At 41.9% G+C, this 23,929-nt stretch carries 20 protein-coding genes; 12 read left to right on the forward strand and 8 right to left on the reverse strand.

Annotation, left to right across the window (positions count from 1 at the left end; genetic code table 11):
- Positions 1-134: 134 nt before the first annotated feature.
- The gene (locus B9Y69_RS03690) at positions 135-2,990 is read left to right on the forward strand and encodes a M16 family metallopeptidase (protein ID WP_085471635.1); all 2,856 of its coding nucleotides are present in this window, start codon (positions 135-137) and stop codon (positions 2,988-2,990) included.
- Between the two features lie 135 nt (positions 2,991-3,125).
- Here the strand turns inward: B9Y69_RS03690 and B9Y69_RS03695 are convergent, their stop codons facing one another.
- A complete protein-coding gene (locus B9Y69_RS03695) occupies positions 3,126-3,986 on the reverse strand; it encodes a sigma-70 family RNA polymerase sigma factor (protein ID WP_085471636.1) in 861 nt (286 codons plus the stop codon).
- A gap of 341 nt (positions 3,987-4,327) precedes the next feature.
- Between B9Y69_RS03695 and B9Y69_RS03700 the strand changes: the two genes are divergently transcribed.
- On the forward strand, positions 4,328-4,543 hold the full coding sequence (locus B9Y69_RS03700) for a helix-turn-helix domain-containing protein (protein ID WP_085471637.1): 216 nt from the start codon (positions 4,328-4,330) through the stop codon (positions 4,541-4,543).
- Here B9Y69_RS03700 and fmt read toward each other — a convergent pair whose 3' ends face one another.
- Positions 4,544-5,461 (reverse strand): methionyl-tRNA formyltransferase, encoded by a 918-nt coding sequence (gene fmt, locus B9Y69_RS03705; RefSeq protein ID WP_085471638.1) that lies wholly within the window; start codon positions 5,459-5,461, stop codon positions 4,544-4,546. It lies immediately after the preceding gene.
- An 87-nt stretch (positions 5,462-5,548) separates the two neighbouring features.
- Here fmt and B9Y69_RS03710 point away from each other — a divergent pair, with 87 nt between their 5' ends.
- The 3 genes from B9Y69_RS03710 to B9Y69_RS03720 all read left to right on the forward strand — a co-directional run bounded on the left by B9Y69_RS03710 (position 5,549) and on the right by B9Y69_RS03720 (position 9,312).
- Positions 5,549-6,763, forward strand: a complete 1,215-nt coding sequence (locus tag B9Y69_RS03710) for an ABC transporter permease (protein WP_085471639.1) — start codon at positions 5,549-5,551, stop codon at positions 6,761-6,763.
- Positions 6,764-6,886: 123 nt separating this feature from the next.
- Positions 6,887-9,043: a cation:proton antiporter gene (locus B9Y69_RS03715; protein ID WP_085471640.1), complete on the forward strand. Its 2,157-nt coding sequence runs from the start codon at positions 6,887-6,889 to the stop codon at positions 9,041-9,043.
- 11 nt (positions 9,044-9,054) lie between these two features.
- A complete protein-coding gene (locus tag B9Y69_RS03720) occupies positions 9,055-9,312 on the forward strand; it encodes a hypothetical protein (protein WP_085471641.1) in 258 nt (85 codons plus the stop codon).
- Position 9,313: 1 nt separating this feature from the next.
- Here B9Y69_RS03720 and B9Y69_RS03725 read toward each other — a convergent pair whose 3' ends face one another.
- Entirely contained in the window at positions 9,314-10,345 is a 1,032-nt protein-coding gene (locus tag B9Y69_RS03725; RefSeq protein ID WP_234991070.1) for a LacI family DNA-binding transcriptional regulator, read from the reverse strand.
- An 80-nt stretch (positions 10,346-10,425) separates the two neighbouring features.
- On the opposite strand from B9Y69_RS03725, the gene B9Y69_RS03730 reads away from it, so the two are divergent.
- Genes B9Y69_RS03730 through B9Y69_RS03740 form a run of 3 tightly spaced genes read left to right on the forward strand, consistent with a single transcriptional unit; the run spans position 10,426 to position 14,977 of the window.
- The gene (locus tag B9Y69_RS03730) at positions 10,426-11,910 is read left to right on the forward strand and encodes a xylulokinase (protein WP_085471643.1); all 1,485 of its coding nucleotides are present in this window, start codon (positions 10,426-10,428) and stop codon (positions 11,908-11,910) included.
- A gap of 6 nt (positions 11,911-11,916) precedes the next feature.
- Positions 11,917-13,245 carry a xylose isomerase gene (gene xylA / locus B9Y69_RS03735; protein ID WP_085471644.1) on the forward strand — a complete coding sequence of 443 codons (1,329 nt, stop codon included), beginning with the start codon at positions 11,917-11,919 and terminating at the stop codon, positions 13,243-13,245.
- Positions 13,246-13,294: 49 nt separating this feature from the next.
- The gene (locus B9Y69_RS03740) at positions 13,295-14,977 is read left to right on the forward strand and encodes a sodium/sugar symporter (protein WP_085471645.1); all 1,683 of its coding nucleotides are present in this window, start codon (positions 13,295-13,297) and stop codon (positions 14,975-14,977) included.
- Positions 14,978-15,061: 84 nt separating this feature from the next.
- Here the strand turns inward: B9Y69_RS03740 and B9Y69_RS03745 are convergent, their stop codons facing one another.
- Complete coding sequence (locus tag B9Y69_RS03745) at positions 15,062-15,652, reverse strand: sugar O-acetyltransferase (protein WP_085471646.1); 591 nt, start codon at positions 15,650-15,652, stop codon at positions 15,062-15,064.
- A 178-nt stretch (positions 15,653-15,830) separates the two neighbouring features.
- On the opposite strand from B9Y69_RS03745, the gene B9Y69_RS03750 reads away from it, so the two are divergent.
- Positions 15,831-17,288 carry an aminoacyl-histidine dipeptidase gene (locus B9Y69_RS03750; protein WP_085471647.1) on the forward strand — a complete coding sequence of 486 codons (1,458 nt, stop codon included), beginning with the start codon at positions 15,831-15,833 and terminating at the stop codon, positions 17,286-17,288.
- 63 nt (positions 17,289-17,351) lie between these two features.
- On the opposite strand, the gene B9Y69_RS03755 is transcribed toward B9Y69_RS03750, so the two are convergent.
- Together B9Y69_RS03755 and B9Y69_RS03760 are read right to left on the reverse strand one after the other, a co-directional pair.
- Entirely contained in the window at positions 17,352-17,984 is a 633-nt protein-coding gene (locus tag B9Y69_RS03755) for a nitroreductase family protein (protein WP_085471648.1), read from the reverse strand.
- Positions 17,985-17,986: 2 nt separating this feature from the next.
- Positions 17,987-18,592 (reverse strand): TetR/AcrR family transcriptional regulator, encoded by a 606-nt coding sequence (locus B9Y69_RS03760; protein WP_085471649.1) that lies wholly within the window; start codon positions 18,590-18,592, stop codon positions 17,987-17,989.
- Positions 18,593-18,772: 180 nt separating this feature from the next.
- On the opposite strand from B9Y69_RS03760, the gene B9Y69_RS03765 reads away from it, so the two are divergent.
- A complete protein-coding gene (locus B9Y69_RS03765; protein ID WP_085471650.1) occupies positions 18,773-19,570 on the forward strand; it encodes a patatin-like phospholipase family protein in 798 nt (265 codons plus the stop codon).
- Position 19,571: 1 nt separating this feature from the next.
- On the opposite strand, the gene ygiD is transcribed toward B9Y69_RS03765, so the two are convergent.
- Together ygiD and B9Y69_RS03775 are read right to left on the reverse strand one after the other, a co-directional pair.
- Complete coding sequence (ygiD, locus tag B9Y69_RS03770; protein ID WP_144036493.1) at positions 19,572-20,453, reverse strand: 4,5-DOPA-extradiol-dioxygenase; 882 nt, start codon at positions 20,451-20,453, stop codon at positions 19,572-19,574.
- Between the two features lie 2 nt (positions 20,454-20,455).
- Positions 20,456-22,069: a DUF4139 domain-containing protein gene (locus tag B9Y69_RS03775; RefSeq protein WP_085471651.1), complete on the reverse strand. Its 1,614-nt coding sequence runs from the start codon at positions 22,067-22,069 to the stop codon at positions 20,456-20,458.
- 250 nt (positions 22,070-22,319) lie between these two features.
- On the opposite strand from B9Y69_RS03775, the gene B9Y69_RS03780 reads away from it, so the two are divergent.
- Together B9Y69_RS03780 and B9Y69_RS03785 are read left to right on the forward strand one after the other, a co-directional pair.
- Positions 22,320-22,709: a hypothetical protein gene (locus B9Y69_RS03780; RefSeq protein ID WP_144036494.1), complete on the forward strand. Its 390-nt coding sequence runs from the start codon at positions 22,320-22,322 to the stop codon at positions 22,707-22,709.
- A gap of 145 nt (positions 22,710-22,854) precedes the next feature.
- The gene (locus B9Y69_RS03785) at positions 22,855-23,928 is read left to right on the forward strand and encodes a lipase family protein (protein ID WP_159451806.1); all 1,074 of its coding nucleotides are present in this window, start codon (positions 22,855-22,857) and stop codon (positions 23,926-23,928) included.
- Position 23,929: the final 1 nt, after the last annotated feature.

A 23,929-nucleotide genomic window follows, 5' to 3' on the forward strand; every position in this document is an offset into this window, starting at 1 on the left:
ACTTTAGGCGTTGAATTCTTTTTTGTAGCACTTTATTTCTTGTCAAGTCTTGTTATGTAAAATTATTGTTTGTTGATAAGTTATATTATGGAATTTTCGTAGGTTTACGCCGATAATTATAGATATAATTCTAGATGAAAATTATAAAACCTATTGCATTAGCATTTTTATTGCCTACGGCGCTTGGTGCCGTGAAGGCGTCGCCGACGAGTATGACGTATGAAGCACGAACAATTCTTGTTCAGGATACTGCATCCTGGAACAAAGTTTTGCCTTTCGATCAGGAAGTTAAGACAGGCAAATTAAAGAATGGCTTTCAGTATTACATCCGTAAGAATGTGGAGCCTAAGGACCGTGTAACGATGTACTTGGCAAATAAAGTTGGGTCAGTATTGGAAACGGAGCAACAATTGGGGTTAGCGCACTTTTTAGAGCATATGAACTTCAATGGGTTGAAACATTTTCCTAAAAATGCATTGGTAGATTATTTACAGAAAGCAGGTGTCCGTTTCGGAAGTGACCTGAATGCTTATACAGGTTTTGACCAAACGGTTTATCAGTTGCCGATCCCTTCGGATGATGCCGATTTATTGAAAAACGGACTTCAGGTTATGCGCGACTGGGCACAGGACGCATTATTAACAGACGAGGAGATTGATAAAGAGCGTGGTATTATCTTAGAAGAGATGCGTGGCGGCCGTGGTGCACAGCAACGTATGCGGGATAAGTTTTTGCCGGTGATGTTGAACAACTCATTGTATGCTAATCGTCTGCCGATCGGTACAGAAGAAAGTATTAAAAACTTCCCTTATTCGGAGTTGCGTAATTTCCATCAACAATGGTACCGTCCAGACCTTCAAGCCTTGATTATCGTAGGTGATATTGATGTGGCACAGATGGAAAAAGAGGTGGTGCGTTTATTTTCTGATTTGAAAATGCCTGCTAATCCACAAAAACGTACAGAACTGACTGTTCCTTTGCTGAATAAAAATCAGTTTTTAGCCGTTACCGATCCAGAGATGACCTACACGATGGGGCAGATTACGATCAAGCATCCTGAAGAGAAGGTGAAGACGGTGAGTGATTTACGTAGAGGGTTGCTGAAAGCGGTATATAACAGCATGTTGAGTGCACGTTTAGGGGAGTTAGGTCAATCGGCAACGCCACCATTCTTACAAGCTAGTGTTGGTATCGGTGGGTTCCTTGGCGGTCTAGATGCGTATAATGCTTTTTTTGTTGCAAAACCGAAGGAATTTGAATTGGGCTTTAAGGCATTGGTTCGCGAATTAGAGCGAGTTCAAAAATATGGCTTTACAGAGACCGAATTTAAACGTACGGTAGCTGCGTTTAATAAAGGGAATGAAACATCCTATATCGAGCGTAGTAAGAAAAAATCGGATAATTATGTAAATAGTTACCTAAATAACTTCTTGGAAGGTAGTCCCGCATTAAGTAACGAGGATAGTTATCAATTAAATAAACAATTGTTGCCGACTTTAACACGCCAAGAAGTAGAGGCAGTAGGGAAAGAATTCTATCTGGATGTAAATCGTGATATCATCATTATGGCTCCAGATAATGAAAAAGCGAGTCTGCCAACGGAACAACAGGTAAATACGTGGTTTAACGAAGTAGAGCGTGAGAATATTACCGCTTACGTTGATAAAGTATCTGATCTGCCTTTACTGGCGAAGGTGCCGGCTAAAGGTACTATTACTTCAACCAAGGCGATTCCTGCGATTGAAGCCAAAGAATTGGTTTTGAGTAATGGCGTTAAGGTAATTTTAAAGCCAACGACATTCAAGAATGATGAGATCTTAATCAGTGCATTCAGTCCCGGTGGTACTTCGTTGTACAGTGACCAAGATTATTACTCGGCCGCACAAGCAGGTGATTTAGTGAACAGCAGTGGGGTAGGTCAGTTGAATACGATCGAATTGCAGAAGTATATGACAGGCAAGAACGTGAACATCAACCCATATTTGAGCGAAAGAACAGAAGGCCTTTCTGGTTATTCAGATAAAGAGGGATTGAAGACTGCTTTTGAACTGATCAATGGTTATTTTACAGCGCCACGTATTGAAGATGATGTCTTTAAAAGTACCATTACTAAGGCGAAGTCGATGATCGTGAATAGAGAAAGTAATCCAAACTTCGTTTTCAGTAAGAATGTTATGGAAAGCCTGTATAGCGGTAACATTCGTCGTGTTCCAATCTCTAACGAAGGCGTGGAGAAAATTGATCAGCAACGTGCTTTAGCCATCTTCAAAGAGCGTTTCGCTGATGCTTCAGATTTTGTCTTTACCATTGTAGGGTCATTTACAGAAGAGGAAATTAAGCCATACTTGGAGCAATACATCGCTTCTTTGCCTAGCTTAAAACGTAATGAGCAAGCAAAAGATCTGGGTATTTATGAGCCAAATAAAGGCTTTGAAAAAGTAGTACATAAGGGGCAGGATCAAAAAGCAATGGCTGTTTTGACTTACTATGGCGATTATAAATTCGGCGAAGTCGAGAACTTGAATTTAAATGCTTTAGAAAGCGTCTTGTCCATTAAACTTATTGAACGCTTGCGTGAAGAGGAAAGTGGTGTCTATGGTACATCTGCCAGAGCGACAACATCTAAGTATCCGAAAAACAGATTTAGTATGACTGTTTCTTTTGGTACAGGGGTAGAGAAATACAAGGGTTTAATGAATTCTACCATGGATGAAATCAATAAGGTGAAGAAGAACGGTCCTTCTGCCACTGATTTGGAGAAATTCAAGATCGAACAACGCCGTCAGTTGGAGCTTTCGGTGAAGGAAAACAAATTCTGGTTGAGTCAGATCTCCAGCGCCTACCAGCGGAATGAGGATCCAACGTATATTACACGTTACCTAAAGGATTTGGATAAAGTGACGGTAGAGTCGGTGAAAGATGTTGCCAACCGTTATTTGAACGAAGAACATTTGTTTAAGTTTATCCTTCTACCGGACGAGGTTAAATAGTAATAAAATAAAAAACGTAGAGGCACATTTTATACCTTTTGGTTTCGTGTCTCTACTTCTTTATAAGAATATAATATCAAGACAAAAAAAAGCGCAGTTTATTCAACTGCGCTTTTACATTTTCCGGCTAGCTTACTAGCCTAAATAAGATTTTAATATTTTGCTACGCGAAGTGTGGCGTAAACGTTGAAGAGCTTTGTCTTTAATTTGGCGTACACGTTCTCTCGTCAGGCTAAATTTTTCACCGATTTCCTCTAATGATAATTGGTGGTTGGTGCCTAGACCGAAGAACAATACGATAATTTCACGCTCACGTTCCGTCAAAGTCGCCAAAGAGCGCTTAATTTCTTCAGATAGTGATTCGTCGATAAGTAAGCTATCTGTATCTGGATCGCTATTTTCCAAAACATCCAACAGGGTATTTTCTTCCCCTTGAACAAATGGAGCATCCATAGATACATGTCTTCCTGAATTACTTAGTGTGTCTGACACTTTGTCAACCGTAGTTTCCAAGATGTCAGCTAATTCTTCAGGAGAAGGCTCACGCTCGTATTCCTGTTCTAATTTTGAAAAAGCCTTGCTGATTTTACTCAAGGACCCCACTTGGTTTAGGGGTAAACGTACGATACGCGATTGTTCAGCAATAGCCTGCAAAATTGACTGACGAATCCACCATACAGCGTAAGAGATAAATTTAAAACCTTTTGTCTCATCGAAACGTTTTGCTGCTTTAATTAGGCCTAAATTGCCCTCATTAATCAAATCGCCTAAGGTAAGGCCCTGATTTTGGTACTGCTTAGCAACAGAAACAACGAACCTCAAGTTGGTTTTTGTCAATTTTTCTAAAGCAACTTGGTCTCCTTCGCGAATGCGTTGTGCCAAGATTACTTCTTCTTCCGCGGTAATTAAGTCGACTTTACCAATCTCGTGCAAGTACTTGTCTAACGACTGTGACTCACGATTGGTAATGGATTGTGTAATTTTGAGCTGTCTCATTTAATGTATTAAATACCTTTCTTTTGAAATGTCTGCAAAAATAGTAAATTTCTACGAAAATACCTTCATGTGGATGTAAATTAATTACTCAGTATGAGGTAGTTAAGAAAAGAAGTTTAGCTATCTGTATACAGCAAAAATTATTCCAATTTCTCATAGTTTATTAGTGATAACTCGATGAATCCTGTTTTGTTTGCTTATTATTCAAAAAGTTACACAGGGTAACTGGTTTATCGTTAGTGTTTTGACTTTCAAATGATTTTTTTTGAATGTCAATAAAACAATTACGTAAAATGATTGTTATCTTTTTAATTGTTTAAATTTTTAAATAAATAACTGATATGCCAATTAAAATCCATCTCGATAGCCTCATGTCAAAGAAGAAAATTTCGTTGAACGAACTGAGCCAGAAAGTGGGTATTACGCTCTCGAATCTTTCGATTATAAAGAATCAAAAATCCAAGGCTATCCGTATGAGCACATTGGATGCGCTCTGTAAAGCCTTGGACTGCCAACCGGGGGATCTGCTGGAATACGTGCCAGCTGAAGGCGAATAACTAGTCGAATCGATATCCGCGAAGGAACTCGTCGATCTGCATACGTCTTTTTCCTTCGATTTGGAGTGATTTGATGCGTATGGAGCCATTTGCCGTCGCAAATGCTAAATAATTCTTATGGTCTGTGTGGTATGCACCAGGCGCTAATCCTTCTATTTTCTCCGATTTCTCCGTTTCATAAATCTTAAGGACCTTCTGATCCAAATGCGTGTATGCACTTGGGTACGGGCTTAAGCCTCGGATAAAATTATACACCTTTTCAGTCGGTTGATTCCAGTTGATTTCACAATCCTCCTTAAATATTTTGGGCGCATGGTGTAGGGTTTCTACAGGGATATCTGCTTGCGGTATAGGGGTTATTGTACCTGCTTCCAATCCTTTGACCGTTTTTAACAACGTCCGCGCACCAGCTGCCATTAACTTGTCATGCACGATACCCGCATTGTCATCTGCCAAAATGTCCACCTCTTCGCTGAAGAGAATATTTCCAGTATCAATTTCGTGCTGCAACAAGAAGGTGGTGACCCCCGTTTTCTCTTCGCCGTTAATAATGGCATGGTTTATTGGGGCTGCACCGCGGTATTGCGGAAGGAGTGAGGCATGCACATTGATGGTTCCTTTAGGTGGCATGGACCACACGAGCTCAGGTAGCATCCGGAAGGCAACGACAACTTGTAAGTCTGCTTTTAGGTCGCGAAGTTCTTGCACAAATAATGGATCACGTAGTTTTACAGGCTGTAAGACAGGTATATCGTGTGCTTTTGCAAAGACTTTAACAGCAGATTCATGCATCTTTTGTCCTCGGCCTGCTGGTTTGTCTGGTGTAGTTACTACAGCGACAACATGAGCGCCATCGTTTAATAAAGCTTGTAATGAAGCAACAGCAAAATCGGGAGTACCCATGAAGATTATACGCATACGTTCAGTAGAATATTCTATTTTCTTAGAAATAGTGGTAAGTGACAAAAATTATTAACTTTGCGAAGGTACAAATTAATTTTCAGCTTGAATTTTCCTTACTTTTTAGCGAAGCGGATTACTATTACAGGGCAACGAACTTTCTCCAAATTGATTGTACGTGTCACTATTGGTGCCTTAGCCTTGGCTATTACCGCCATTATACTTTCGGTAGCGATCCTGACTGGCTTTAAGACCGAGATTATTGAAAAGCAAAGAGGATTTTTCGGTGATATTATCGTTTCAAAAAATGATCTGAACAGCTCCTTTGAGAATACCCCAATCAGCTTATCTGATGCGCAGCTTAACGAGATAAAAAAAATCCCTAATATTGTCAATATAAGTCCTTTTGCCACCAAAGCAGGGATTATGAATGTGAAAGGTGAGGTTGAAGGGGTGTTATTGAAAGGAATTGGTGCGTCGTATAATCAAAAATACCTCGCAAGAAACATCAAAGAGGGCGACACCTTGAATTTTGCCCAAGATCCCAATACCCAGATTCTTATTTCGGAGATGCTTGCGAAACGTTTGCATTTAAAGGTCGGGGATAAATTCGTTATGTTCTTTATTCAAGAGCCGATCCGTAAACGTCCTTTTACCGTGAAAGGAATTTATGCGACGAACTCGGAGGAACTCGATAAAACATATGTTATCGGTTCGTTGGATTTGATCCGACGATTAAATGACCTAGCTACCGATGAGGTTGGTGCCTATGAAATCCGGATATCATCATTCGATTCGTTAGAACGGGTAACACAGGTGCTGAACGACGAACTCCCGCTGCGTCTCCATGCGACCAATATTATTGAACAGATGCCCGATATTTTCAACTGGCTGAGCATGTTGGATATGAACGATAACATCATATTCGTGCTTATGGTCGTGGTAGCCGCAATTAATATGATATCATCCTTGCTGATTAGTATCTTAGAACGCTCTTCGATGATAGGGATCCTCAAAGCATTAGGTTATAATAATGCGGGCATACGCCGTGTTTTCTTCTTTAACTCCATGTATTTGATTGGATATGGATTGCTTATTGGGAATATTATAGCCTTGTCACTCTATGTTTTCCAATCATACACCCATTTTTTTACGCTCGACCCAGCGACATACTATATTGACTATGTGCCAATGTCCATCATGTGGTATGAAGTGCTAGGCTTAAACCTGGCTGTCATGATTATTGGTTTGTTGACACTGTTTATTCCATCCATGTTGATTAGTCGAATTTCTCCTGTCAAAACTATTCAGTTTAAATAGTGTTTTCTCCCTGTGGCAATGTCACAATATTGGGCAAACGAAGCCCTAGATTAGGATTTGGGGCTAAATTTTAGTAATTTACTAGCCGTATACAAGTCAAACATTAAACTGTAATATTTGCGTATGGATAAATTACTGCATCACATTTCCGAAGCTTTCTCAACACCAATAACCAATCCTGTATTGGTTTTTACGGTGATCTTAACTATTATTCTTATTTCTCCCATCATCCTTAGACCCATCAAAGTACCGGGTATTATCGGATTGATTTTGTTTGGCGTACTCTTGGGGCCTCATGGCTTAAATTGGTTGAGCAAAATAGATAAAGTTACACTAGAAGGCAGCGGTGTAGATGCGATAGATTTGTTCTCCACCATTGGTTTACTCTATATTATGTTTATTGCTGGATTAGAGTTGGATATGAATGAATTTAAGAAAACAAAGAATAAAAGTTTACTCTTTGGATTCTTTACGTTTATTATTCCAATTATGATTGGTTTTCCGGTGTGTTATTACTTGCTGAACTACGATTTTTTACCCAGCATTTTGATTGCGAGTATGTTTGCAACGCATACCTTGGTAACCTATCCGATTGTAAACAGTTATGGTATTTCTAAGCATGAAGCAGTAGCGATTACGATAGGTGGAACAATTTTGACCGATACAGCGGTATTGATTATTCTAGCCGTGGTAACCGGTGCTTCGCAGGGAGCGCTTAACCAGGAATTTTGGGTTACCCTGGGGGTATCCTTTACCATATTCTTGTTTATTATGTTTGGTGTTATCCCGCGTATCGCCAAATGGTTTTTCCAACGGATCGAGGCCGAAAAAACAGCACATTATATCTTTGTACTTGCCGTCGTTTTCTTTGCGGCCTTCCTCTCGGAACTTGCCGGCCTGGAGCCTATTATCGGAGCCTTTGTGGCGGGACTGGCGCTAAATAAGCTTATCCCGCATTCATCCGCTTTGATGAATCGTATTGAGTTTATCGGAAATGCGATTTTCATCCCCTTTTTCCTGATTTCTGTGGGGATGATTGTAGATGTGAGCGTACTCACCAAAGGGCCGATGGCCCTTATTATTGCCGGTACGCTGACATTGGTTGCCGTAACCGGTAAATTCCTTGCTGCAACAGCCACTCAGTTGGTCTTTAAGTATACCAAGAATCAACGTAACCTTATCTTTGGACTGAGTAATGCGCATGCCGCTGCAACGCTCGCTATTATTATGGTCGGGTATGAAAAGGAGATTATCGATGAAAATGTATTAAATGGTACCATTGTTTTGATTCTCGTTACCTGTATTATTGCTTCGATTGTGACCGAAAATGCATCGAAGAAAATTGTGATGGAGGGACATCAACACGATACACATAAAGAGCATGTCGAAGAGCATGAAGAGCAGATCTTGATTCCTATTGCCAATCTAGCGAATATGGAGCCTATATTAGACTTTGCTACGCTCATTAAATCGAAGAAATCTCACCATCCGCTGCATATTCTCAGTGTAGTACCCGATAATGAAGAAGCAGAACGAAATACGCTCAATGCGCGTAAAAATCTGGACAGTATGGTTCGATATGCGTCTGGCTCAGAAACGGAAGTCGAGATCTTGACGACATTAGACCACAACATCGGAAGTGGTATTGGTCGTACCTCGAAAGAGCTATTTGCAGATTGTATTATTCTGGGCTGGCCGAGTGCCACTTCGTTTATTGAGAAGATTGTAGGAGAGAAGGCGGAGAGTATTCTGAACCGTACCAATACAAACTTGTTCATGTGTCGCCTGGATAAACCTTTCCTTTCCCACAAATCAATTACAGTTTTTGTTCCGCCACTGGCAGAGTCAGAGACAGGGTTTGTCTATTGGATGGAAAAAATTCTGCGTTTAGGACAAGAGCTTTCTTTACCTGTTATGTATGTGTGCGGTACCCGCACACAACGTGCGATTGAAACGCTGCTGGATCAGCTGAAATCGAGTGTGCCTGCAGGTTTTAGTAACTACGAAGACTGGGATAACATTTATGGTTTAGCAACCTTTAGTAACACCGATTCATTGCTCGTCTTTGTATCTGCGCGTTACGGCGAAGTTTCCTACCGCGACTCTTTGGACGGCTTGGCACGTCGTGTCGGTCGATACTATCAAAATCAGAACTTAATCTTGATCTTCCCAAGCCGTGTAGAGAACCAACATATTGACGATTACGAGAATGTGCAAATGGCACCGATCTTTAGAAAGATTAGTCGAGAGATTGGAAACATGTTTAATAAAGAAAAATAATAAAAGTCGTAATGGACTATAATAAGATCCCTTCATTTATCCGCGAATCGGTTATCTTAGATGCCAGTGATTTGTCTCGATTAACGTCGATCGACGATATACCAAGCGATCAAGAGGTTGATGCGATTCGGAGCATACCTGAAATTCAGGAATTATTGAATGCCTTTATTGGTGATGTATCGACACGGACAACACATTTAGAGATAAAAGCAAAAGAACGTATCGCGGCCAACGACATACCGATGGCGTGGAAAGTGCTGTTGCTTTAATTTATTTTTTTGTTGACTCACGTTCCAAAAGGAGCGGAGTCAATACCACCTGCTCATCCGGTGCTATTGCTTTGCTTTTATCCAAAAGCTTGAGAAACAGTTTGGCACATTCATTTCCCATCTGCACCGCTTGTTGGTCAATGGTCGTTAAGCTGGGGATAATATGTTCGGAGAAGCTTTGATTGGCAAATCCGATTACGCCGATAGTAGGCGGTGTTATTTCATGTTTGTGCAGGGCTTTTATTATGCCTAGGGCAACAAAATCATCTCCACCTATTATGGCATCAGGACGATCTTTCTCTTGTAACAATTGATTCGTGCCGATAAAGCCACCGTCTACACTCAGGTCGCCGAGGATGATAAACTCGGGACGTAATTTTAACTTGGCCTCTTTAATTGCACGCTGGTAGCCTGCATAGCGTTCTTGGAATATCTTTATTTGATGTGTGGTCGTTATATAGGCTATTTTTCGATAACCTTGATCAATAAGATGCTTGGTCGCCATATAACCGGCATATTCATCATCGATCGTAACGGATGGCGATCGTAATAAGTCGTGCGTACGGTCAAAAATTAATAGCGGTTTACCTTCTTCCTTCACTTTTTCAAAATGGGACACCTCATCGGTCTCCAAGGATAACGATGCTATAATACCGTCTACCTGGGCTTCCAGAAGGGTATCGACACCTCTTTGCTCAGACTCCAACGATTCATTTGATTGATACAATATGATGCTATATCCAAACCGCTTTAGATATTTTTCTAACGCATGAACCACCGTGGCAAAGAAATGAATTTGTGCGCTCGGCACGATAACACCGATAATATAGGTTTTCCCGGAGGTTAAAGAAGAGGCCACCTTATTGGGGCGGTAGTTCATCTTCTTTGCCATAGCCACCACAGCCTCTCTAGTCGAGTCACTGATCGAAGAAATGTTATTTAATGCACGAGATACTGTTGACACGGTGATATTCAGCTCTTTAGCGATATCATAAATGGTTGTTTTTTTAGCCACGGTTAGAAGTAATTCCAAAAAGTTTTTGTAAATATAAATAAATATAAATACTTTTATGCAAGCGGTTGCGCTAACACAAAAAAACCTTACCATTATCTATGCTATTATTGGGAATTGATTTAGGGACCTCATCGGTTAAAGTGTCTGTTGTAGATGCGGAAACACAGTTATGCTTGGCTTCGGCAACATATCCAGAGAAAGAGGCGGAAATTATTAGTCTGAAGCCCGATTGGGCTGAGCAAAATCCAAACCTGTGGTGGTCGTATACCCAAGAAGCGATTCGCAAGGTAAACGCGTCCCAAACCTACAATCCAAAGGATATACAAGCCATTGGTATTGCCTATCAAATGCACGGCTTAGTCGTCGTCGACAAAGATCATAAAGTGCTCCGTGACGCTATTATCTGGTGCGACAGTCGTGCCGTTGAGACAGGCAATAAAGCGATGACGGAACTGGAGCCAACAGGCTTTTTGCATAGTCACCTCAATTCCCCAGGAAATTTTACAGCCTCTAAACTAGCGTGGGTAAAGGAAAATGAGCCGGCTCTATATGCACAGATCTATAAGTTTATGTTGCCGGGGGATTTCTTGAGCATGTGTTTTACGGGACATATCACGACAAATCCAAGCGCCCTCTCGGAAGGTGTGCTGTGGAATTTTGAACAGAATAGATTATCGACCGAACTATTGTCCTACTACGGGGTAGACGAAGCATTGGTTCCTACTATTAATCCCGTTTTTTCGAATTATGGATACGTAACGAAAGACGTTGCTCAAGCGCTTGGCTTCGGTGCGCATGTCGTCGTGACCTATAAAGCCGGAGACCAACCCAACAACGCTTTATCGCTAAATGTACGTAAGCCTGGCGAGGTTGCTGCAACCGGTGGCACATCCGGCGTTATATATGCCGTGGATGACCACTTGATTTACGATAAAGCTTCACGCGTCAATACATTTGCACATGTAAATCATAGCAAATCAGCGGTTAATGTGGGGGTGCTGCTCTGTATTAATGGAACAGGGATTCAGAACAGTTGGATCCGTAAGATTACAGGGATTGAGGTGGACTATGCGACCATGAATGCGCAGGCAGGAGAGGTTGCTATCGGTGCTGATGGTTTACGGATGCTGCCCTTTGGAAATGGTGCCGAACGAATGTTGGGAAACCGCACACTAGGTGGATCCATGGAGCACCTAGACTTTGTGCGCCATACACCAGCTCATTTGTGGCGAGCAGCCCAAGAAGGGATTGCTTTTTCGTTTCGCTACGGACTTGATATCCTTCGAGAGAACGGTTTGTCGCCCACTGTAATTCGTGCCGGACATACCAACCTTTTTTTGAGTCCGTTGTTTCGGTCTGCTTTTGTTGATGTTACAGGGATCCCTGTGGAATTATATAATAATGATGGAAGTGTCGGGGCGGCTTTAGGTGCAGGAATTGGTGCGCAGGTGTTTTCCGATCAAGAAGAAGCTTTTAACGGCTTGAAAAAAGTATTAGCGGTGGAGGTCAGCTCCAATGCAGATGTGTATGAAGCTTTATACCAAGAATGGAAATTAATTTTAGATTATAAATTATCAAACTAATATTTTATGCAGGTTTTATTGGGTGAACAGATCTATTTTAAGGGAATTGATCAAATTAAATACGAAGGCGTAGCGTCAACTAATCCATTAGCTTTTAGATGGTATGATGCTGATCGCGTGGTGGCGGGAAAGCGAATGGAAGATCATTTTAAATTTGCTTGCGCATATTGGCATTCCTTTAATGCCAATGGTAGCGATCCTTTTGGAGGACCGACACATTTTTTTGCATGGGATCAGAAAACAGATCCGATTGCGCGCGCGAAAGATAAAATGGATGCCGCTTTTGAGTTTATGACCAAAATGCAGTTTCCATATTACTGTTTTCATGATGTGGACTTGGTCGATTATGGTGACGATATCCAGGAGAATGAGCGCCGCTTACAGGCTATTGTAGATTATGCAAAGCAGAAACAAGCCGATAGTGGTATCAAACTCCTATGGGGAACGGCAAATCTGTTTAGTCATCATCGCTATATGAATGGTGCCGCGACCAACCCTGACTTTCACGTGTTATCACATGCTGGCGCACAGGTTCAGGCGGCTTTGGATGCAACTATAGCCTTAGGCGGTGAGAATTATGTTTTTTGGGGTGGCCGGGAAGGCTATATGTCTTTGTTGAACACCAATATGAAGCGGGAGCAAGAACATTTGGCGCGTTTCTTACATATGGCGAAAGATTATGCACGTGCACGTGGCTTTAAAGGGACCTTCTTTATTGAACCAAAACCATGTGAACCGACGAAGCACCAATACGATTACGACGCAGCGACGGTGATCGGTTTCTTACGTCAATTTGATCTGTTGGATGACTTTAAGTTAAACCTAGAAGTAAATCATGCAACCCTTGCGGGCCATACTTTTCAACACGAATTGCAGGTTGCAGCCGATGCAAACCTATTGGGATCGATCGATGCCAATCGCGGGGATTACCAAAATGGTTGGGATACGGATCAATTCCCGACAGATCTTAACGAGTTGACAGAGTCACTTTTGATTATTTTGGAAGCAGGTGGATTGCGTGGTGGAGGGGTGAACTTCGATGCGAAGATACGTCGTAACTCTACGGATCCTGCCGATCTGTTCTATGCGCATATCGGCGGAATGGACAATTTTGCGCGGGCCTTGGTCATTGCGGATAATATATTACAACAATCGGAGTATCGGGAGTTCCGTAAGCAACGTTATAGCAGTTTTGATTCCGGAAAAGGAGCCGATTTTGAGGCTGGAATCTTATCCTTAGAGGACCTCCGTGCATGGGCTATTCAAGCAGGGGAACCAACGTTGAAAAGCGGAAAACAAGAGTTTTTGGAAAATTTAATTAATAGATTCATTTAATATTTCTAATCATTTACTACTTTAGCACAAAGATCAACTTAAACCAACTATGAACAATGTTTTATCCACGCCAGATTATCTGGTTTTTCTATTCTATTTTGTTGTCGTGGCCTCTTATGGTATTTGGGTGTATTACAAAAAACGATCGAAGGTCGTCGGTGGTGACTCCAAAGATTATTTTCTTGCCGAAGGGTCATTGACATGGTGGGCCATCGGTGCTTCTCTGATTGCATCTAATATTTCTGCCGAGCAATTTATAGGGATGAGTGGATCGGGCTTTAAAATGGGGCTTGCTATTGCTACGTATGAGTGGATGGCAGCAATTACACTTATAATTGTTGCTGTTTTCTTTATTCCGGTGTACCTTAAGAATAAGATTTTCACCATGCCTCAGTTCTTGCATAAGCGCTACAACAGTACCGTCGCGATGATTATGGCTGTTTTTTGGCTTATGTTATATGTGGTAGTCAATCTTACATCGATTCTCTACTTAGGTGCATTAGCCGTCAGTAGTATTTCAGGATTTAGCCTGGAGATGTGTATGTATCTGATTGCTATTTTTGCAGTTATCATCACGTTGGGAGGAATGAAAGTAATCGGTTATACCGATGTTATTCAAGTGTTCTTTCTCATTTTAGGCGGTTTGGCAACAACGTATCTTGCTTTTAACCTGGTATCTGAGCATTACGGTGGTAATGGAATTCTAAATGGTTATGGTATCATGGTCGATAAAGCTTCAGAACACTTTCATATGATCCTTAAACAGGATAATGAAAACTATTTAGACCTTCCAGGCCTGTCTGTCCTGATCGGTGGTATGTGGATCGTCAACTTAAATTACTGGGGCTGTAATCAGTATATTACGCAACGCGCTTTAGGAGCTGATTTAAAGACTGCGCGTAATGGACTTTTGTTCGCTGCATTCTTAAAGCTTTTAATGCCAATTATTGTTGTACTTCCGGGTATTGCTGCGTATGTATTATGGAAAGACGGTCTCTTTCAAGCAGAGATGTTGCAAGGCGGTGAGGTCAATCCCGATCGTGCTTATCCTGTCTTATTGAACTTGCTTCCTGCAGGATTGAAAGGGCTTTCTTTTGCGGCGTTGACAGCTGCTGTCGTGGCTTCTCTTGCCGGAAAGGCGAATAGTATCGCAACGATCTTTACCCTGGATATTTACCAAAAGGTGTTTAGGAAAGATGCTAGCGAGCGCAATCTTGTTAATATCGGTAAGATTGTGATTATCGTATCTATGATATTAGCGGTACTTATTGCGCCACATTTGGGTATCGATAAGAAGGGGGGCTTCCAATATATCCAGGAGTACACTGGATTTGTTTCTCCGGGTATTTTTGCGATGTTTATCTTGGGCTTCTTCTGGAAGAAAACAACATCCAATGCAGCGCTCTTTGCAACGATAGGTGGTTTCCTACTTTCTGTTCTTTTTAAATTTATGCCAGGTTTTGTCGATCTTTCTTTCTTGAGTTCAACAGGCTTTTCTGTCTTGAATCCAGCAAGTGGCGTGTATGAGATTCCGTTCTTAGATCGAATGGGTTTTGTGTTCTTGATATGTATTGTCGGAATGTATCTGATTAGTCGTGTTGAGAACGCACGTGGTGTCGTGCCAAATGGTCTGGAAGTAGATACCAAAATGTTTAAGGCACATCCTGGCTTCGTTGCTGGTGCTTTGCTAGTGGTATTTATAACAGCTGCATTATATATTATTTATTGGTAGGAAATAGGGGGTAGTTAGTTGTTGGTAAATCGACAGGCTCCATATGACAAAAGTAGTCATGTTGAGCCTGTCGATTTTTTTGTCTTATTGCTGTCCACCCACAGGCGCGCGATCTGCTTCGGTAATTTCTCGTAATACGCGGCAAGGGTTTCCAACAGCAACAACGTTGGCTGGTATATCCTTTGTAACCACCGATCCCGCGCCAATCACCGTATTCTCACCAATAGTTACACCCGGATTAATAACGGTATGGCCACCGATCCAAACGCGATCGCCAATGGTGATAGGCTTAGCGAATTCCCAACCTGCAACACGTGGTTCAGGGTGGATCGGGTGTGAGGCCGTAAACAATGATACGTTTGGACCTATCAGAACATCATCTCCAAAATGAACGGGCGCAGAATCGAGAATCGTGAGGTTGTAATTGGCGTAAAAATTTTCCCCCAATCGAATATTATATCCGTAATCGCAACGGAACGGAGGTTCAATAAAAAATCGACTTCCTGTTTCTTTGAATAGGCCTTTAAGGAGCTGATTTCGAGCTTTTATTTTAGAAGGAGCGAGGTTGTTATACAGAAATAGTTGTTCTTTGGCATGTTGTCGCTGATCAAATAATTCACGCCCCATAGGGATATAAGGCTCACCCATTGTCATTTTTTCCTTGTCCGATTTCATCCTTCAAACATACATAAATTCATGTTTACGTCTTGTATGCGCGATAAAGAAAATAGAAGCCTCGCTCGGTAAGTCAAGTGGGCCAGATCTTGTAAAATGAAATGTAAACGATTTATATCCTGCTCACGATGGGCAAAGGCGAGTAAGATTTGTTAAATTTGTAGAAATGGAGTAAGCTATGAATTTAAAGATAGATCAATTAGAGCCAACAGCTGTTTGGACACACTTTAATGCCTTAAATGCCGTGCCACGTGCCTCAAAAAAAGAGGAACGGGTGATTCAATTTATGTTGGATTTTGGAAAGACATTAAACTTAAAGACCGAAAAGGACGCTGTCGGTAATGTTATAATAAGAAAACCCGCGACACCAGGTATGGAAGATCGTAAAGGGGTGGTGCTGCAATCGCATTTAGATATGGTGCATCAAAAAAATAACGATACCGTGTTTGATTTTGACACACAAGGTATCGCCATGTTTGTTGATGGAGATTGGGTTAAAGCAGAAGGAACAACGTTGGGAGCCGATAATGGAGTTGGTGTTGCCGCTATTATGGCAATTCTTGCGTCCACTGATATCGCTCACCCGGCTATTGAGGCTTTGTTTACAATCGATGAAGAAACAGGGATGACCGGTGCAAAGGGATTACAGGGCGGTGTGTTGACCGGAGATATCCTCTTGAATCTCGATACGGAGGAAGATACAGAAATTGATATTGGTTGTGCCGGAGGGATTGACGTGACAGCGGAATTAAAATATGTATCAGAGGATGTAGATGCGGATGTTATTGGTTATCAAATTACGGTCAAAGGTTTACATGGCGGACATTCAGGGATTGAGATACACAAAGGTTTGGGGAATGCGAATAAGATATTAAACCGAATTTTGTTTGAGTCGCAGCTTCACAACGTACGTGTGGCTACCATCCATGGCGGTGGCCTGCGGAATGCAATTCCTCGGGAGGCGACCGCGGTGGTGACGGTTCCTGCGGAAAACAAAACCGAATTGATGGCGACAGTTACGCAATTGACTGAGGTGATTAAGACAGAGTTCAAAACAGTAGATGCGGGATTAGAAATTGTGGTTGAAGCGATCGAAACGCCGACTATCGTGATACCTGTGGCGGTGCAGTATGCTTTGTTGCGTGCGCTTTATGCGGCGCCGAACGGTGTTTACCGGATGAGCGCGGACTTCGCTGATTTAGTAGAGACATCCAATAATGTGGCTCGCGTTGAGGTAGGCGATGGTAAAGTAAGTATAAAATGTCTGACACGCTCTTCGGTAGAATCCTCAAAAATGGATTTAGCGACCGCTCTTAAAGCTACATTTGAGTTAATGGGAGCGACGGTCTCTTTTTCTGGGGATTACCCAGGCTGGACACCTAATGCTAATTCTCCAATACTGGCGACGCTAACATCGACATACGAACGTTTGTTTAATGAAAGCCCAGATGTAGTGGCTTGTCATGCCGGATTAGAGTGCGGTATTTTAGGTACGAACTATCCGGAAATGGACATGATTTCTTTTGGTCCTACAATTTTGGGAGCGCACTCACCGCAAGAACGCGCTTCGATCTCGTCGGTACAGAAGTTTTGGAAATTTCTACTGGAGATCTTGAAAGATATTCCTAAAAAATAAATACGAAAGCCCCATTCCTAAGAATGGGGCTTCGCTTTTGTTTCAATATATAGTAAATAGTAACTAGCTTAAGTTGATAACAAAGTCTTCTTTAGGGATACGTACTTTTTTCATATTCACTAACCAGTCGTTTTCAACGTCGCGGTAACCTAATGCTAAAATCGTAACAGATTTAAGCCCTAATTTGTCAAGACCCAATAAGGCATCCACCTCATCGTTTACGAAACCTTCCATTGGTGTCGCATCAATATGTAATTCAGCCGCCGCAGCAATCGCCAGACCGAAGCCAATGTAAGCTTGACGTGCTGCATGTTGGAAATGTTGGTCTTTCGACTGCTTTTCGAAACTTCCCCACAACATATTTTTGTAGTCGTTAGCGAAACCTGCTGGCAATCCACGCTCTACTTCTTGTTGCGCAAAAACAGCATCAACACGCTCTTTTGTGTATTCGTCGTATGCCGCAAAAACAAGCAGGTGCGAAGCATCTACAATCTGACTTTGGTTGTAAGCAACAGGTTGAATCTTCGCTTTTAATTCCGGATTTGAAATTTCAATAATTCTAAAAGGGTGTAAACCCGAAGAAGTTGGTGCTAAGCGCGCTGCTTCTACGATGTAATCAATTTTTTCTTGCGCAACAGCTTGACCATTCATCTTTTTTGTTGCGTATCGCCACTGTAAATCTTCTACTAGACTCATTTTTATTTTTTGTTAATTAATGTAAATATAAAACTGTCTACAGCGTCCGTAAAGGTTGCTGTAGGTTCTTTTGATATGCTATTATGTGATAATAATTCAATAGCGATAAAACCATGTAATGTTGACCAAAGGGTTTTCATTTTCAGCATTTTATCTACTTCTTGATTATCATTTGCAACCACGACCGCCTCAATAACCTCTAACATGAGCATCGACATATCGCGCATTTCTGCCACGCTGTTAATCGTTTCACATGTTGGAATACCCAGCCCAAACATAATCTTATAGTGCTCGGTCTGTTGCGCCGCAAAATGCCAGTAGGCATGGGCTAACTGGGTTAACTGTGTAACCGAGGTGTCTACATCCGTAACCGAGGTGCGTAGCTGTGCCGTCAATGCACGGAAGCCTTCCTTGGTGAAATATTCTAGGATCGCCTCTTTGTTTTCAAAGTACTTGTAAATAACAGGAACACTGTATTCAATCGCTTCGGCAATCCGTCGGATAGAAAGTGCCTGCCAACCTTCACGTTCAATGATAGCCCATGATTGCGCAATGATTTGATCTCTTAATTCCTCCTGTTGTCGTGCTTTTCTTTCGCTTAAACCCATGTTTGTTTGAACATCTAGTTAACACTGTTAGCAAAAGTAAGGACATTATTTTTTCCGGAAAAGAGGAGACTTTAAAAAATACATTTTCTTGACATTTGCGGTCCTATTAGTATATTTATAAAGCAATATGCATGCAAGGGAGGTAAGTGGGGTGATTGTTATGTTTGAACGCGATTGAATATGGTTAAAGACAAGAAAAGTAAGAAAAAAGTATCCTTAGTGCTAGGGAGTGGTGGCGCCCGTGGTCTAACGCAGATCGGGGTTATTCGGTATTTGGAGGAGGAGGGCTACGAGGTGGATGAAATTATCGGCTGCTCGATTGGCTCCTTAATAGGTGGTGCATTTGCTTGTGGGGGCGTCTATCGACTGGCCGATTGGATGCAACAACTCACGAAGACTCAAGTATTTCGCTTGATGGACTTTTCAAACTCTAGGCAGGGCTTACTTCGGGGGACGCGCGTTTTGAACACGCTGCAAGATATCTTCTCCGATATCGATATAGAGGATTTACCGCAACGTTATGTGGCAGTGGCGACAGACCTGGCGCATGAGCGTGAGGTTTTGTTTGAAAAAGGAAGCTTGTATGATGCTATTCGGGCTTCGATCGCGATCCCCGGTGTTTTTCTTGGGGTAGCGCGCGATAATACCTTTTTAGTCGATGGGGGCGTCCTCAATCCGTTGCCTGTGAATCACGTTTCGAATAAAGAGAATCTTATTGTTGCTGTAAATTTAGAAGGCGCTTATACGGAGCCGAGGATAATCCCCAGTAAATTGAATGCGATGGAGATTCTTCAAGAATCTTATTTTGCCATGCGGAGGCGTTTGATTTCTTTGACCATCGACCGCAACCAACCCGATTATTTGATTGATATTTCGCACGATGCGGCTGGTATCTGGGATTTCCATCGGGCGCATGAGCTTATAGAGATTGGATATAAAGAGGCTAAGCGTGTGTTCGCTCAGCCCCAAATAGTATAATTTAACCAATTTTTATTGATGTCATCGTGAGGGAGCCTCCAACAGGGCTATCGTTAAAAATTTCGATTGCTTCGTTCTTCTCTTGCAAGGCGAGGCTATATAAAAGAGGCAGGTAATGTTCAGGCGTCGGAATAGCCAGATCAAATTCTTTACCTTGTTGGCGAAAGTTTATGAGTGCCTGATGGTTACCATCGGCAATAAATTCTTTCATTTTAGTATTGGCCTCCAGAGCCCAGTCAAATCCGTAAGTGGTGTTCAGGTGTTGCCACGATACCATCCGGAGATTATGAACCATGTTGCCGCTACCAATAATAAGGACACCTTTATGCCGTAATCTCGAAAGCTCTTGCGCTAAGGCATAATGATAGGATGCAGGTTGCGTATAATCGATACTCATTTGAATAATCGGCACATCAGCGTTGGGGTAAAGGTGTTTTACGACCGACCAAGAGCCGTGATCCAACCCCCATTTATCATCGAGATGCACTTCCGTCTGGGTTATCAATTGTTGGGTCGCTTTAGCCAACTCTGGACTTCCCGGGGCCGGATATTGCACATCAAATAATGCTTGTGGAAAGCCCCCAAAATCATGTATCGTGGGTGGGTTATCCATAGCAGTCACCAAGGTGCCTCGTGTCTCCCAATGTGCGGAGATGACCAGAATCGCAGTAGGTTTGGCAATTTCTTGACCTAGCTTTCGAAACGAAGTCACAAATTCGTTTTCTTCGATGGCATTCATGGGATTCCCATGTCCTAAGAACAGGACCGGCATTTTTGCGGTAGACTCATCTTCGCTTAAAAAGCGGTTTAGTTTATGTAAAGGCATAGCAGCCCCAGCAAATGGAATTGCGGAGGCTGCTATAATAAATTGTTTTCTGTTCATCTTTAATAGATCGTAACTTGTTTGTCTTTTGGATATTTCACCGTATAGCCAAATTTAAGCTTTTTTGTAGATCCGGGTGCAATATTGACATTCCAGGTAACAATCCCCGTTTCCTTATCGATAGATGCTCCGCTGGTCTCGTCCACCGTAACTTCGATTGTTTTATCGGTCGATATCGGGAATTGGTCTTGCACAGTAAGATCAACACCAGATTTTTTATTGTTCTTAATCGAGATTTCGTAAACAATAGATTGACGCTTGCTGCTGCCTAGAATTTTACTTTGCGACAGATCATTCATGCGTTCACGTTTAACAGCTATCATCTTATCGCGGCCCATGCTTAATTTGAGCGTGTCGTTGTTGGTGTAAGGATTGATATACGTTTTGCCCACCAGCATATTCTCAAACATCACGTTGGCTTGTCCGGGAATTAAGTTTAATTTTTCATAATCTGTTAATTCCGCAACCAAGAAAACATCCTGCTGCACCCGTGGTGCTACAAAGTATTCGTAGTTAGCTGGCTGTGCATACTCTTTTAGACTCACACTATGTTGCTTCCCATTGGATGCAATCGTATATGGGATATCCACATCAAAAGTAGTGCTGAGTTGGTTTTCTGTTTGTTGCACGTAGTTTCCAAGGGCTTTACTGGATAATTTTGCTTCTTTGGCAACGGCACCTGTCACCACAACCTCATCCATCAGCATATTTGCCTGTGGCGACGCAACACCTCTAATGCGTATATTATTCGGATTATTAAAGTATAAGAGCCAAGGTGTTAGCGTTGGTGCAATGCCACCTTGAGTAGGATTGCTGGTCGACAGACGAAGTTTTACTTGATTCCAGTCTACACCAGTTTGTTGTAAGACGTTCGCTTTATAAACAATCTGTAAAGGGCTCTTGGTATCGTTTGCACGTAAGTCATACGAAGCATTCCAACCTGCATTGTTAGCCATATAGGATATTTGAAACGGTTGTGTACCCGCTTGATTGGTCATCACCTGCATGATAAGCTGTCCGCCCGTACCTGATGTTTGTCCTTTAACCTCGTTGAATTGAATGAGGGCTTTGTTGACAATCGCCTGCTGTGCCTCAATCTTTTCTTCCAGCGCGGTGATATTGTTTTTTACTTCTAAATATTTAGGCTTGTAATATTCGGTCATCTTCATCAGTTCCGCCACAGAGGTGCTGCTGTTGTCGCCACCGATCTTTTGATTTTGTTCCAGAAGCTTTAATAGGCTTTCTTCGGTTATTTTTTGATTTTGAAGGCTTTTTAAGGTAGATGTTGCTTTTTTATAATTGCCTTCGACTTCGATATATTGTGCCGTTTTTACATCTGTCTCCAAGTAATTCAGTGCGGGGCGTACGGAAAGAACGGTCACCGAACCATTCGTGCCTACCTGGATGCTATTTTCATCTATACTATTGGCGACATGCGTAAACACAATTTCACTCGTGCCAGTAGGCAGTTGTACCGAGGCGGTGTGGTTCATTTCTGCAGCATTGGTAAAAACAGTAACGTCTTTTAATTCTGCCTTTGTACTATTAGTTTTCTGTGCGAACGAGACCTGAGCGGCCAGGAGGCTACAGAAGAGTAAGAAAGAGTTCTTCATCATTTTTGTTTAAGATCTTGATGTATATATCGCCGTAATTCCATATGTAAACAAATACATTTTCTTTACGAGTTGTTTGTGTATGGACTGTTTTTATTGAAAAAGGATTAATCGGAGAGGAGGTATTATGTATTTAGGAACAAAATTTATCTTACCTTATTTTACTGTTTTGCTACAGTATATTTTCCTAATCCACCTCTTGATTTTAAAGAAATATTGCCGTATTTTTAAGAAATCCAATCCGCGGCTAATTATGTTTAGAAAACTCATCTTTTTAGATAACCAACAAATTGGAGCCATAGATTTTCAAGCCTATATTATTGAGTTAAAAGGACAAAAGACTGCCTTCGCCCTATTTATGAATCAACTGGAAACACCATTGATTTGCTATTCCATCGGGACTAAAAACCAAGTACACTTTGCGATAGATGATGAACAGTTCAGCTGGATTGTACGGAACAGCCTCATCGATCCGCAAGAAAAAAACGCGATCTATAAGAAATTTGATGTTTTTGTGCGTCAGGTCGAGGTACAAGCAGCCAACTATTTTTTTAGAGAGGCGCAAATGAAATACTTTTCAAGCTCCGATTTATTAGCTCGATATGGCCAATGTTATATCGAAAGTAAAGAAAGCTTAACATAAATTATGCGTCAGAAAAACAACAAACAATAATTAAGGTTTAATAATACGTAGGCATTTCCATACCATCAATCTGGAAGGCAGCACGAACAGAGAATTAGTTAATCACATGAAATTAAAGTTATTTGTATGGGCCCTTGTATGCTGTATGAGCAGTTTATATGTTCAGGGTCAGAAGTTACAACCCGGTTTCGATATACAGGAATACGAGGAGATACTCCGTATTATTGTAGGGTCCTCAGAAACGCCAGCGAAAGCAAAATTAATCCCATATCCACAGCATTCGGTATTACAATATAAGAGCAAAGTGATGGGGCTGTCAAACCTCTGGGAGCTGTGGATGAAGGATGGCAAGACCGCGGTTTTGTGTACACGAGGCTCAACGTTAGATACAGACAGTTGGTTGGCCAATATCTATGCGGCGATGGTGCCAGCAACCGGGAAGCTTGAAATAGACACCGGATTTACGTTTAACTATACGCTGTGCGAGAATACCAAAGCAGCGGTTCATGTCGGCTACTTGGTGAGCACGGCCTACCTTACCCGTGATATGGTTCCAAAGATCGACTCCTGTTACCAGGCCGGCGTGCGCGATTTTATCATTACCGGCCACAGTCAGGGAGGAGGGATAAGTTACCTAGTGACCGCCTATCTTTATGCTTTACAGCGTGAAGGTACTTTACCGCAGGATATACGTATAAAGACATACTGCAGTGCTCCGCCTAAGCCAGGGAATCTCTATTTCGCATACGCTTATGAGAAGATGACGCAAGGAGGGTGGGCCTTTAGTGTGGTGAATACGGAAGATTGGGTACCCCAAATGCCTTTTTCGGTGCAGACTTTGGGCGACCTTCCTGAAGAAAGTCCCGTTCCGCTGGTCGAAGGTTTTATAAAGAAACAGAGCTTCTTCAAGCGAATTTTTATGCGTTCCTATTACAAGAAGATGAAGAATCCATCCGAGAAAACAGTGAGTACCTATCAGCGATTTCTTGGAAAAGAGGTGGCCAAGCAGATCAAAAAATACCTGCCAAATTTCAAGGAACCCAGTTATTCGCCAAGCAATAACTACGTCCGTACAGGACTCCCGATCGTACTGTATCCAGATGCGGCATATTACGAGAAATTTAAACGTAAGGATAAGGATAAAGTGGACCTCATGCTGCACCATGGCATAGTACCCTATTTTGAATTGACCGAAAGATATTTAGACAAACAACGATAAA

The organism is Sphingobacterium psychroaquaticum, from assembly GCF_900177625.1.
Classification (GTDB): Bacteria; Bacteroidota; Bacteroidia; order Sphingobacteriales; family Sphingobacteriaceae; genus Sphingobacterium; species Sphingobacterium psychroaquaticum.